We start from the raw sequence: 12,189 nt of genomic DNA on the forward strand, positions 1-12,189 counted from the left end.
CTAGCGCCGGTAGTCGGCGGCGTAGTCGGGTGCCCCCGCGCCGGAGCGGAGCTGGTGGCGGCCACGGCCGACGGTGCGCAGGGTGCTGGTCAGAGTTTCCTCGAAATCGGCGAGCTTGGCGTCGACGTAGACGTCGCATTCTTCGCGCATCCGGTCGGCCTCGGCGTGCGCCGCGTCGATCACCCGCGCGGATTCGGCGTGCGCGGCCCGCACCACCTCGGTCTGCGCGACCAACCGGTCCCGCTCGGCCTCGCCCTCGGCGACGGAGCGGTCGTAGGAAGCCTTGCCCGCCTCGATCATCCGCTCGGATTCCAGCCGGGCCCGGCTGGTGACGGCCTCGAATTCGGCATTGCCGTCGGCGACGACGCGGTCCGCCTCGGCCTGGGCGGTGTTGACGAGATGATCGGCGTGCGCGCTGGCCTCGGCGACCATCCGGTCGGCGTGCGCCTTGGCGTCGGCGAGGATGCGGTCGGCCTCCTCGCGCGCCGCGCCGATGGTGTGGCTGGCCTGCTCGTTGGCACTGGTCACCGTGACGTCGGCGGCCGCGCGGGCGTCCGAGACGATCTTGTCCCGGATGTCGAGCACATCCTGGGCGTCGTCGAGCTCGCCCGGCAGTGCGTCGCGCACGTCGTCGAGCAGTTCGAGGACGTCGCCGCGCGGCACGATGCAGCTGCGGGTCGGCGGGATGCCACGCGCCTCCTCGACGATGGCGACCAGCTCGTCGAGGGCTTCGAATACGCGATACATGCTGACTAACCCCACTCTCCTACGACTCTTGGCGAACTCTCCGCCGAGACCAAGTGTGCCCCTCGTCACGGCATGTGCCGAGTCATCGTCCGGTGTGTCGTCGCAGTGTCTCGAACGCCACACAAATCAAGTGGAGGATCTGTCTCCGCTTGGTGTTATCTTTATCAGGAAGATCGACAAGGTCTTCAGACCGAGCGCAGCCCCACCGGGACTGCGGGATTGAGGAAGCCAGAGGGAAGGGCTACCGAGTCCGCCGACTGTTGACAGGTTCCGACTGTTCAGTACATACTGAACACATCGTACAAGCGGAATCTATCCAGAGTCGGCGGGGAAGGAAGCGATCACCGTCGCTGTTGTCCCCATCGAAGGCTCATGTTCGATCGGAAAGACCATGACTGTTCTGGATCTACAGCAACCCACGGGGATGAGCGCACCCAGCTTCTTCGTCCCGTGGGCCGGGCCATACCCGGCGCTGAAGATGGCCCCCGCGGCGGCCCGCTGCCAGCAGATGATGGCCTACCTGCGTGGCGACCGGGCATTCGCCCAACTGATCCGCTTCGCCCTGGTCGGCGGCTCCAGCAACGTCGCCTACGTGCTGTTGTTCTTCGCGATGTACGGCATCGGCCCGCTGATCGCCAATGTGGTCGGTTCGATCGTCAGCACGGTGATCGCCAACGAACTGCACCGCCAGCTCACCTTCCACGCCAGCGGCCGAGTCGGCTGGTTCACCGCACAGTGGGAAGGCGGCGGCCTGGCACTGGTCGGCCTCGCCATCACCACCGCAGGACTGGCGGCGCTGGACGTGTGGGCGCCGAGCATCGGCGGCGCGGCGGAGGCAACAGCCATCCTCGGCATCACCGCGGCGGTCGGCGGAATGCGCTTCCTCGCCTTGCGCGGCCTGGTTTTCTGAAACTTCCTACCGCAGCCCACCCGAATCAGCCCCGGTTCCACCGCATGTGGACCGGGGCTGATTCATGTCCAGAGCTATCCGCGACGCTCGGCGAGACGGTCCAGGAGGCGCTTGTGCACGGAGGGCGGAAGCATGTCGGTGACTTCGCCACCGAAGGCTGCCACCTCCTTGACCAGTGAGCTGGACAGGAAGCTGAAGGAGGGGTTGGTGGGCATGAAGAAGGTGTCCACGCCGGAGAGCTTCTTGTTCATCTGAGCCATCTGCAGCTCGTAGCCGAAGTCGGTTGCGTCGCGTAGGCCCTTCACGATCGCGGTGACACCCTGCTGCTTGGCGAAGTCGACGAGCAGGCCGTACCACGACTCCACCCGGACGTTGGGCAGGTGGGCCGTGGCCTCGCGCAGCATCTCCATGCGTTCGTCGACGCTGAACATGCCCTGCTTGTTCTTGTTGATCATGACGGTGACGACGACCTCGTCGAACTGGGCCGCCGCCCGGGTGAAGACGTCGATGTGACCGTTGGTCACGGGGTCGAAGGACCCGGGGCACAGTGCTCCTGCCATGATCAGACGCTATCGTGCGGGACCGGTCGCGCACCACGGAGGGTGCGCGAACTCACCGACTATTCGAAAGTCGCCATTTCGAGGCGCGTTTCGCCGTACTTGCGCGGCTTCATCGCCGAATAGCCCGTAGGCCATTCGATTTCCGGTGACCGGCTTGACCGCTCCACCACGATGAGGGCGCCGGGCCGCAACCACCCGTCGGCCAGCGCGCGCAGATCGGCGAGCACCGCGTCGGTGTCGACCGCGTAGGGCGGATCGGACAGGACCACGTCGAATTCGCCTGCGCCGCCCAGTTCCAGCACGCTCGCCACCGTTGCGAGGCGCAGTTCCGCACCGGGCAACCCCAGATCAGCGATATTGCCGCGCACGATCGCGGCGGCTTTGCGATCGGATTCGACCAGCAGCGCGTGCGCCGCGCCGCGGGACAACGCCTCCAGCCCGAGCGCGCCCGACCCGGCGTACAGGTCGAGCACCCGGATACCGTCGAAGTCGATCCGCGCGTCGAGCGCGCTGAACAGCGCCTCCCGGACCCGGTCGGAGGTCGGTCGGGTGCCGGCGGGCGGCACCCGCAGCCGCCGCCCGCCCGCCGTTCCGGCGACGATCCGGGTCATCCGGCCGCGGACTCGCGCACAGCCAGCTCGATCAGCAGATCCCCGCCTTCCACCTGCTGCACCGAGCCGATCGCGACCCGGCCGACGATGCCCGCCCGCGGCGCGGTGATCGCGGCCTCCATCTTCATCGCCTCGATGGTGCCGATGGTGTCGCCCGCCGCGATCGAATCGCCTTCCGACACAGCCAATGTCACGACACCGGCGAACGGCGCCGCGATGTGACCCGCGTTGCCCTTGTCCGCCTTTTCCGCCGCCGGGATGTCGCTGGCGATGGAGCGGTCGCGGACGGCGACGGGACGCAGTTGACCGTTGAGAATGCACATGACCGTGCGCATGCCGCGCTCGTCGGGCTCGGAGATGGCCTCCAGCCCGATGAGCAGGGTGACGCCCTTCTCCAGTTGCACCCGGTGTTCCTCACCGTGGCGCAAGCCGTAGAAGAACTGGTTCGCCGACAGACCCATGGTGTCGCCGTATTTCTCGCGGTGCGCAGTGAATTCGGCGGTGGGCGCGGGGAACAGCAACCGATTGAGCGTCGCGCGGCGCTCCTGCGACGTGCCCGCGAGTCCCGCCTCGTCCGCCGCGGTGAGCGCGGTCTCCGGCTTTGCCGGACCGCGCCCGGCCAGCGCGCGGCTGCGGAACGGTTCGGGCCAGCCACCGGCGGGGGTGCCGAGTTCGCCACGCAGGAAGCCGATTACCGAGTCGGGAATGTCGTAGCGGCCGGGATCGGCGGCGAAATCCTCGACGTCGACGCCGGTGCCGACCAGCGCGAGCGCCAGGTCGCCGACCACCTTGGACGACGGGGTCACCTTCACGAGGCGGCCAAGGAGCCGGTCCGCCGCAGCGTATTTCGCCTCCACCTCCTCGAACCGGTCGCCGAGGCCGAGCGCGATGGCCTGCTGACGCAGGTTCGACAGCTGGCCGCCGGGGATCTCGTGGGTGTAGACCCGGCCGGTCGGCGCGGGCAACCCGGATTCGAAGGGCGCGTACACCTTTCGCAGCGCCTCCCAGTACGGCTCCAAATCGCACACGTGCTGCAGGTTCAGGCCGGTGTCGTATTCACTGTGCGCCGCCGCCGCGACGATCGCGGAAAGCGCCGGCTGACTGGTGGTTCCGGCCATGGCGGCGCTGGCGCCGTCCACCGCGTCCGCGCCCGCCTGCCAAGCAGCCAGGTAGGTGGCCAGCTGGCCACCCGGGGTGTCGTGCGTGTGCACGTGCACGGGCAGGTCGAAGTTGCTGCGCAACGCGGTCACCAGGGTGGCGGCCGCGGGTGCGCGGAGCAGCCCGGCCATGTCCTTGATGGCGAGCACGTGCGCGCCCGCGTCGACGATCTGTTCGGCCAGCTTGAGGTAATAGTCGAGGGTGTAGAGCGTTTCGTCCGGGTTGGACAGGTCGCCGGTGTAGCTCATCGCGACTTCCGCGATGGCCGTGCCGGTTTCGCGCACCGCGTCGATGGCCGGACGCATCTGGTCGACATTGTTGAGCGCGTCGAAGATGCGGAAGATGTCGATGCCGGTGGCCGTCGCCTCGGCGACGAACGCGCGGGTCACCTGTTCCGGGTAAGGCGTGTAGCCGACGGTGTTGCGGCCGCGCAGCAGCATCTGCAGGCAGATGTTCGGGATCGCTTCGCGCAGCGCGGCCAGCCGCTCCCACGGGTCCTCGTACAGAAAGCGCAGCGCCACATCGTAAGTCGCGCCGCCCCAGGCCTCGATGGACAGCAACTCCGGCGTCAGCCGCGCCACGTGCCCGGCGACGCCGAGCAGTCCGTTGGTGCGCACCCTGGTGGCCAGCAGGGACTGATGCGCGTCGCGGAAGGTGGTGTCGGTGACGCCGACCGCCTTCTGTGCACGCAGCGCCTGGGCGAAACCCTCCGGGCCGAGGCTGAGCAGCCGCTGCCGGGAACCGTCCGGCGGCGGCACCGTCAGGTCGATGGCGGGCAGCTTGTCATGCGGATAGACCTTGGTCGGCCGCTCGCCGTGCGGCTTGTTGACGGTGACGTCGGCCAGGTAGGTGAGGATCTTGGTGCCGCGGTCGGCCGAACCGCGCTGGTTGAGCAGCTCCGGACGCTCATCGATGAAGGACGTGGTGACCCGGCCCGCCTTGAAGTCCGGGTCGTCGAGCACCGCGAGCAGGAACGGAATGTTGGTGGTGACGCCGCGAATTCGGAACTCGGCGAGGGCGCGCTGGGCGCGCGACACCGCGGTGCCGAAGTCGCGGCCGCGGCAGGTGAGCTTCACCAGCATCGAGTCGAAGTAGGCGCCGATCTCCGCGCCGAGGTTGGCGCCGCCGTCCAGCCGGATGCCCGCGCCACCCGGCGTGCGGTAGGCGGTGATGCGGCCGGTGTCGGGCCGGAAGCCGTTGTTCGGGTCCTCGGTGGTGATCCGGCACTGCATCGCGGCGCCGCGGATGGCGACCGTGTCCTGACTGAGGCCGAGCTGTTCGAGGGCCTCCCCCGCCGCGATGCGCAGCTGCGACTGCACCAGGTCCACGTCGGTGATCTCCTCGGTCACCGTGTGCTCGACCTGGATGCGCGGGTTCATCTCGATGAAGACGTGGTTGCCGCGTTCGTCGAGCAGGAACTCGACGGTGCCGGCGCAGCTGTAGCCGATCTCCTTGGCGAAGGCCACGGCGTCGGCGCAAATGCGTTCGCGCAGTGCCGGATCCAGGTTCGGCGCGGGCGCCAGCTCGATCACCTTCTGGTGCCTGCGCTGCACCGAACAGTCGCGCTCGAACAGGTGCATCACGTTGCCCTGCTGGTCGGCCAGGATCTGTACCTCGATGTGGCGCGGATTCACCACGGCCTGCTCGAGGAACACCGTCGGATCGCCGAACGCCGACTCGGCCTCACGCGACGCGGCCTCGATGGACTCGCGCAGCTGCGCGGCATCGGCGACCCGGCGCATGCCGCGCCCGCCGCCACCCGCGACCGCCTTGACGAAGATCGGGTAGTCCAGGTCCTGCGACGCGGTTACCAACTCGTCCACGTCCGCGGACGGCGCGCTGGAGCGCAGCACCGGCAGCCCGGCCGCCTTGGCCGCCGCGATGGCCCGCGCCTTGTTGCCCGCGAGCTCGAGCACGGCCGCGGACGGGCCGATGAAGGTGATGCCCTCGCGGGCGCAGGCGGCCGCCAGGTCCGGATTCTCGGACAGGAAGCCGTACCCGGGGTAGACGGCGTCGGCGCCTGCCGACTTGGCGGCGTCGATGATCGCGTCGATCGACAGGTAGGCCCGGACGGGATGGCCTGGTTCACCGATCTGGTAGGACTCGGCCGCCTTCATCCGGTGGACAGAATTGCGGTCCTCGTACGGGAAGACGGCCACCGTCCCGATGCCGAGTTCGTAGGCCGCACGGAAGGCCCTGATGGCGATCTCACCGCGGTTGGCAACCAAGACTTTCGTGAACATTGGCCTAAGGTACCCGGCGGAGCCCGCCGCACAGACACGGAAGGGCCCTTCGCAAGCATCTTCACAACGACCTCTAGCAGCGTTGCGAAGATGCGTTCACCGGCACGTCACATGCGGCGGGGCGGCGTCGCGGCGGCGGAGGTGCGCATAACGGGCAGCCCCGGCCGTGCGTGACGCACGGCCGGGGCGAAGGCGCAGGGACCTCTTACACCCAGTGCAGCGTGCGATGCCTGAGCCCGCCGCGGAACTGGCCGACGGCGAGACCAATCATCAGGCCGCGTTCCTCGCCGACCAATCCACGCGCGAATGGCAGGCGAATCATGCGCAGCAAAACCTCGGGCAGATGAATTTCCGGCAAACCATTGTTCGGGAATTCGGCATTCAGTCGCGCCAAGCCGATACCACGGCTGCGGCCCTGCCGATAGCCGGGGCGGAAACCCTGGCGGTATCGGTAGGCGACGAGTGCCTCGGCCAGATACCCGAGACGATATCCCTCGCGGTGGGCGCGCCAGCCGAATTCGAGGTCTTCGTTGGCGGCGTAGCTGACGTCCTGCCCGCCGAGCTTCCGATATACCTCCGCGCGGCACGCCATGCTCGTCCCGACGATCACAGGTGCGTAAACGCCCGCCGGTTGGAATTTGTCCGGAGCGGGGATGTTCGCGACGTGTCGCGGATTGTCGGTGTTGAGCGAATCACCTTCGACGGCAGAGCAAGTCAGGTCGTAGCCCTCGTCGAGGAACGCGACCATGCGGCTGACCCAATTCGGGTACACACGGTCGTCGTGATCGCAGAACAGCAGGATCTCACCCGTCGCGTTGTCCGCACCGACGTTTCGCGCGAACGCGGCACCGGACGTCCCGGACGCATCGACATAACGGAGCGTCAGGCGATCTCGCAGCGGATGATTCTCGATATGGCTTTTGACCTCGGTGGGAGAACCGTTGTCGGCAATGACGACATCGAATTCACCCGAATAATCTTGACGCGTCAACGCGTCTAGTTGCACATCGAGCAGATCCCGGCCTTCGGCCGTCCCGATGTACGTTGGAATGACGATCGAGACCGACCGTTCAGTTACCACAAGCTCTCCTGCAATCGATCCCCACGCGGGAGCCCTCCCCCGAGGGCACAACCTTAAGCGAAACTGAGAAACTTGGGGAACACCCCACTTCCGTGGGCTTCCTCACAGACCTGGACGCATGATCAGTCCCTGATCGAAAAATGATGGCAGCCAACGGCACGCCCGCCCGGTCGCACCGGTCCGGCGCCCGGCGTCCTATGCTCGTAGGTGCAGCTGGTTCACCGGTGCGCGTACGAGATGGAGCCCCGTCGTCGCGCAGCGGAGTCGAGTTCGTCGGCCCCGAAAGGGCGGGCGAACGAGAGGGAACCCGGTGGGAATCCGGGACTGTCCCGCAGCGGTGAGCAGGAACGACCGCCGTCACACGCACTGGGCGCAACACCCGGGAAGCGACGGCCAGTAGGAAAGCTCCGGCCCGTGCCGGAGCAGGCCGACAAGGCCGGTGCCTGTGAGTCCGAAGACCTGCCAGCCGTGTCGGATACGCCGTATCCGGCGGCCACCGCCTCGTGGATCTGGGCGCGCGGTTCTACCAGTGCTGATATGTCGGGGCTCCCTTGGCGGGATTCTCCGACGTCTCATCCGGTAGCCCGCGAAAGCCCGTAAGGCGATGGCTCACGACCCCCAGCACTGGAGAGACATCGTGACTGTTGTACATCAGACACCGTTCACCGCAACGGTTCTCGGGCTACCTAGAGTCGGACCGCGGCGCGAGCTCAAGCGCGCCACCGAGGCCTACTGGGCAGGCAAGATCGTCGCCGAACAGCTACACGCCGTGGCGCGCGACCTGCGGCACGCCCAATTCGCCGAACTGCAAGCGGCGGGCCTGGATTCGATACCCGTTGGCACCTTCTCGTACTACGACCAGGTGCTCGACACGGCCCTGCTGCTCGGCGCGCTGCCGCAGCGGGTGGCCGGGATCGCCGATCCCCTGGACCGGTACTTCGCCGCCGCACGCGGCACCGACACCGTGGAACCACTGGAGATGACCAAGTGGTTCGACACCAACTATCACTACCTGGTGCCGGAAATCGGCGCGGACACCGAGTTCTCGCTGAATCCGGAGAAGTTGCTGCACGAAGTGCGCGAGGCGCTCGCGCTCGGCGTGCCCGCCCGACCGGTGGTGGTCGGTCCGATCACCTTCCTGAAACTCGCCAAGGCCACCGGGGGTGCGGCGCTGGACCGGCTCGCCGAGCTGGTGCCGTTGTATCGCGAGCTGCTCCGGCTACTGGCCGAGGCCGGGATCGACTGGGTGCAGATCGATGAGCCGGTGCTGGTCACCGATCTCACCGATACCGAAATCGACCTGGTACGAAGCACTTACACCGAGCTGTCCGCCACAGCGGAGCGACCCGCGATCCTGGTCGCGACCTACTTCGGCCATCCCGATGCCGCGCTCACCGCGCTGGCGAGCACCGACGTCGAGGGCGTCGCGCTCGACTTCACCTCCGGCACCGGCGTTTCCGACGTCGCCGCCGTACCGGCGCTGGCGGGCAAGCTGCTGGTGGCCGGCGTGGTCGACGGACGCAATGTGTGGCGCGCCGATCTCGATCGCGTGCTGTCCACGCTGGGCACGCTGCTGGGTTGCGCCGCGTCGGTGGCGGTTTCGACCTCCTGCTCGCTGCTGCATGTGCCGTACACACTGGCGGCGGAGACCGGGCTGGACGAGCGGCTGCGATCGTGGCTGGCGTTCGGCACCGAGAAGGTGGCCGAGGTGCGGCTGCTGGCGACCGGACTGACCGCGGGACCAGAGGCGATCAGCGCCGAATTGGCCGAGGCGCGTGCCGCCTTGACGGCACGGCAGGCCGATCCTCGACTCAATGATGCGCAGGTGCGAGCCAGGCTGGCCACGCTCGGCCCGGACGCGATCCGGCGCGCACCCGCCGAGCAACGCCGGGTGCTGCAACAGGATCGGTTGCACTTGCCGCCGCTGCCGACCACGACCATCGGCTCGTATCCGCAGACCTCGGCGATCCGGTTGGCCAGGGCGGCACTGCGCAAGGGCGAGATCGATCAGGCCGAGTACGTCCTCCGGATGCGCGCGGAAGTCGCCGATGTCATTGCGCTGCAGGAGGAGCTGGGCCTGGACGTGCTCGTGCACGGCGAGCCGGAGCGCAACGACATGGTGCAGTACTTCGCCGAACAGCTCGACGGCTTCGCCGCCACCGAGCAGGGCTGGGTGCAGTCCTACGGCACCCGCTGCGTGCGACCGCCGATCCTGTTCGGCGACGTGGCGCGGCGGACGCCGATGACCGTCGACTGGATCAGCTACGCCCAGTCGCTCACGGACAAGCCGGTCAAGGGCATGCTCACCGGACCGGTGACGATCCTGGCCTGGTCGTTTGTTCGCGACGACCAGCCGCTCGGCGATTCGGCGCGGCAGGTGGCGCTGGCGATCCGGGACGAGACGGTCGATCTGCAGGGCGCGGGCATCCGGATCATCCAGGTCGACGAACCGGCGCTGCGCGAACTGCTGCCGCTACGCAAGACCGATCAGCAGGCCTATCTCGACTGGTCGGTGCAGGCGTTCCGGCTCGCCACCTCGGGCGTCTCGGACGCCACCCAGGTACACACCCACCTGTGCTACTCGGAGTTCGGCGAGGTGATCGATGCGATCGCCGGGCTGGACGCCGACGTGACGTCGATCGAGGCGGCGCGCTCGCGGATGGAGGTGCTCGACGACCTCAATGCGGCGGGCTTCGACCTCGGCGTCGGGCCGGGTGTCTACGACATCCATTCGCCCCGGGTGCCCAGTGTGGAGGAGATCACCACTTCGCTGCGCGCGGCGCTGAAAGCCGTTCCGGCCGAACGGTTGTGGGTCAATCCCGACTGCGGGCTGAAGACTCGCGGGCGGGCCGAGGTGGAAGCGTCACTGCGCAACATGGTTGCCGCGGCGGCCGCTGTGCGCTGATCTCGTGCGCTGATCATTGACATTCAGCACCCCCTCCGGATGCACGGAGGGGGTGCTGAAGTTCGACGGGCACGCCATTGATTATGACTGACCGGTCATTCATAATCGGACCATGCCGAAGAGAGTGGACCGGGCCGCCCGCCGAGAAGAAATCCTCGATGCCGCGGTGCGGGTATTCGCGCGTAAAGGCTTCGCCGCCACCCGCATCGAGGATGTCGCCGTCGAAGCGGGCATCGCCAAGGGCAGTGTGTATCTGTATTTCGACAGCCGGGATGCGTTGCTGACGGGCGCTTTCGATAGTTACATCACCCGCTCGGGGCAGGTGCTGGCCGAGTTGGGTACCGGAACAGCGCTGGACCGCCTGACCAGACTGGTGCACGGAACGATCGGGCTGCTGGCCGACCACCCCGACCATGCCCGCGTCCTGCTGGATGTGTGGGCGGCCAATCCGCCATTCGATTTGGCGGCGATGTATCGCGAATATCGCTCGGCCATAGCGGATCTGCTGCGGCAGGCGCAGTCCGATGGCGAGCTTCGTTCCGGCATCGATGAGCGACATGCCGCGGTGATCATCGGTGCGATCGAGGGTTGCCTCGTCCAAGCCTTGGTCGACCCGCAGGTGTCGCTGCGGGACCTGGCCGGTCCAGTAGCGCAGGTCTGCGTGGAAGGAATCCGCCGATGAATCTCACCGATCGACTTATCGCCCCGCACGCCACGCGCGGGGAAGTAACGGCGAGTTTCGCCACGGCATTCGTCGGTGCCGCACTGGCTTTCGGCCTCGCGCTCGATGCGGAGTGGTCCTGGCTGTGCGTCGCCGTGGTCACGTTCGTCGCCTTCGACCTCTTCGGCGGCGCGGTCGTCAATGCGACCACCGCCGCGAAACGCTGGTTTCATCGGCCGGGACGAACCGCGAGGCACCATCTCGGCTTCGTCGCCATCCACGTCCAACCGTTCCTGCTCGCCTTGGTCACCCCCGGCTTCGGCTGGTTCACGGCCGCCGTCATCTACGCCCTGGCGCTGTCCGGCGCCGTACTCATCACCGTTGCTCCGCGAGATCTACGCCGCCCCATCGCCTTCGGCACCACCGCCGTCGCGCTGACCGTCGCCACCAGCATCCTCACCACTCCCAACGCACTGACCTGGTTCGCCCCCGTCCTGCTGATCAAACTCCTTCTCGCACATCTACTTCCAGAAGACACCGATCACTGAAGACGGTGCCCCCACGCCAGCCGGAGGCACCGTCACCACCTCACTCCGATTCAGGCTCCGGCCGAATCGCCTGCCGTCGCCGCGACGTGTACCGCTCGCAGGGTTCCGCAGCCCGCATAACCGGCTGCTTCCGCGATTTCGAACTCATCCCCCGCCGCCACGCCGTATGACACCCCGGACAACGATCCATACCAACCCCTCCTCGACGTCCTGAATCACTCCATAAATCGCCCCTATCCACCTTCGACGCGCAGCACCCCGATTCGGTTCCACCCTGATATCCACCAATTCGGTCCGACGCCAGTTCGGTCGAGGGCGATCAGAGGTTGAAGGCTCGGTTGATTACGCCCATGTCGAAGTAGTCGCGCCAGGCGAGGATGGTGTCGCCCGCTACTTCGAAGACGCCGGTGACGGGGAGGGGGATGGTGTGGCCCGCGCCGCGGAGGGTGTCGGTGCGTTCGTTCATGACCAGGTTGCCGGCGGTGATCTGGTGGTGGATGTCGAAGTCGACGGCCTCGAAGGTGGTCAGGAAGCCTGCGATGAAGTCGCGGATGGCGGTGCGGCCGACCACGGGCTCGGTCGGAATGTTGTGGTAGACGGCGTCTTCGGCGAAGAAGGCGGCGATTCGGTCTGGGTCGGGATCGGACCAGCTGCGGCACATGTCGCGGACGAGTTCGTCGGGGCTTGGCATTGGCATCGCCTCACTTTCCTGGTGGCGGGCGAACCGCATCGTCCGCACCGCCATCCCGATTCAACCAAGCAATT

At 67.3% G+C, this 12,189-nt stretch carries 10 protein-coding genes and 1 riboswitch; of the genes, 4 read left to right on the plus strand and 6 right to left on the minus strand.

Annotation, left to right across the window (positions count from 1 at the left end; all coding sequences use genetic code 11):
- The gene (locus KV110_RS30425; protein ID WP_218470620.1) at positions 1–747 is read right to left on the minus strand and encodes a DivIVA domain-containing protein; all 747 of its coding nucleotides are present in this window, start codon (positions 745–747) and stop codon (positions 1–3) included.
- Positions 748–1,138: 391 nt separating this feature from the next.
- Between KV110_RS30425 and KV110_RS30430 the strand changes: the two genes are divergently transcribed.
- Positions 1,139–1,657, plus strand: a complete 519-nt coding sequence (locus tag KV110_RS30430) for a GtrA family protein (RefSeq protein ID WP_218470621.1) — start codon at positions 1,139–1,141, stop codon at positions 1,655–1,657.
- A 74-nt stretch (positions 1,658–1,731) separates the two neighbouring features.
- Here KV110_RS30430 and coaD read toward each other — a convergent pair whose 3' ends face one another.
- The 4 genes from coaD to KV110_RS30450 form a co-directional block, all read right to left on the minus strand.
- Complete coding sequence (gene coaD, locus KV110_RS30435; RefSeq protein WP_218470622.1) at positions 1,732–2,217, minus strand: pantetheine-phosphate adenylyltransferase; 486 nt, start codon at positions 2,215–2,217, stop codon at positions 1,732–1,734.
- Between the two features lie 59 nt (positions 2,218–2,276).
- On the minus strand, positions 2,277–2,828 hold the full coding sequence (gene rsmD, locus KV110_RS30440; protein ID WP_218470623.1) for a 16S rRNA (guanine(966)-N(2))-methyltransferase RsmD: 552 nt from the start codon (positions 2,826–2,828) through the stop codon (positions 2,277–2,279).
- On the minus strand, positions 2,825–6,229 hold the full coding sequence (locus KV110_RS30445) for a pyruvate carboxylase (RefSeq protein WP_218470624.1): 3,405 nt from the start codon (positions 6,227–6,229) through the stop codon (positions 2,825–2,827). The genes rsmD and KV110_RS30445 overlap by 4 nt, the downstream gene beginning before the upstream one ends.
- A 205-nt stretch (positions 6,230–6,434) precedes the next feature.
- Positions 6,435–7,310: a glycosyltransferase family 2 protein gene (locus tag KV110_RS30450; protein ID WP_218470625.1), complete on the minus strand. Its 876-nt coding sequence runs from the start codon at positions 7,308–7,310 to the stop codon at positions 6,435–6,437.
- Between the two features lie 257 nt (positions 7,311–7,567).
- Positions 7,568–7,791, plus strand: a riboswitch (cobalamin riboswitch).
- Positions 7,792–7,914: 123 nt separating this feature from the next.
- On the opposite strand from KV110_RS30450, the gene metE reads away from it, so the two are divergent.
- From metE to KV110_RS30465, 3 genes are all read left to right on the plus strand, one after another.
- Positions 7,915–10,215, plus strand: coding sequence for a 5-methyltetrahydropteroyltriglutamate--homocysteine S-methyltransferase (gene metE / locus KV110_RS30455; protein WP_218470626.1), 2,301 nt, complete (start codon positions 7,915–7,917; stop codon positions 10,213–10,215).
- Between the two features lie 112 nt (positions 10,216–10,327).
- Positions 10,328–10,897 carry a TetR/AcrR family transcriptional regulator gene (locus KV110_RS30460; RefSeq protein ID WP_218470627.1) on the plus strand — a complete coding sequence of 190 codons (570 nt, stop codon included), beginning with the start codon at positions 10,328–10,330 and terminating at the stop codon, positions 10,895–10,897.
- Positions 10,894–11,424, plus strand: a complete 531-nt coding sequence (locus KV110_RS30465) for a hypothetical protein (RefSeq protein WP_218470628.1) — start codon at positions 10,894–10,896, stop codon at positions 11,422–11,424. The genes KV110_RS30460 and KV110_RS30465 overlap by 4 nt, the downstream gene beginning before the upstream one ends.
- A 319-nt stretch (positions 11,425–11,743) precedes the next feature.
- Here the strand turns inward: KV110_RS30465 and KV110_RS30470 are convergent, their stop codons facing one another.
- Positions 11,744–12,115, minus strand: a complete 372-nt coding sequence (locus KV110_RS30470; protein ID WP_218479101.1) for an SgcJ/EcaC family oxidoreductase — start codon at positions 12,113–12,115, stop codon at positions 11,744–11,746.
- Positions 12,116–12,189 lie beyond the last annotated feature (74 nt).

Origin of the sequence: Nocardia iowensis, assembly GCF_019222765.1 — a bacterium.
Classification (GTDB): Bacteria; Actinomycetota; Actinomycetes; order Mycobacteriales; family Mycobacteriaceae; genus Nocardia; species Nocardia iowensis.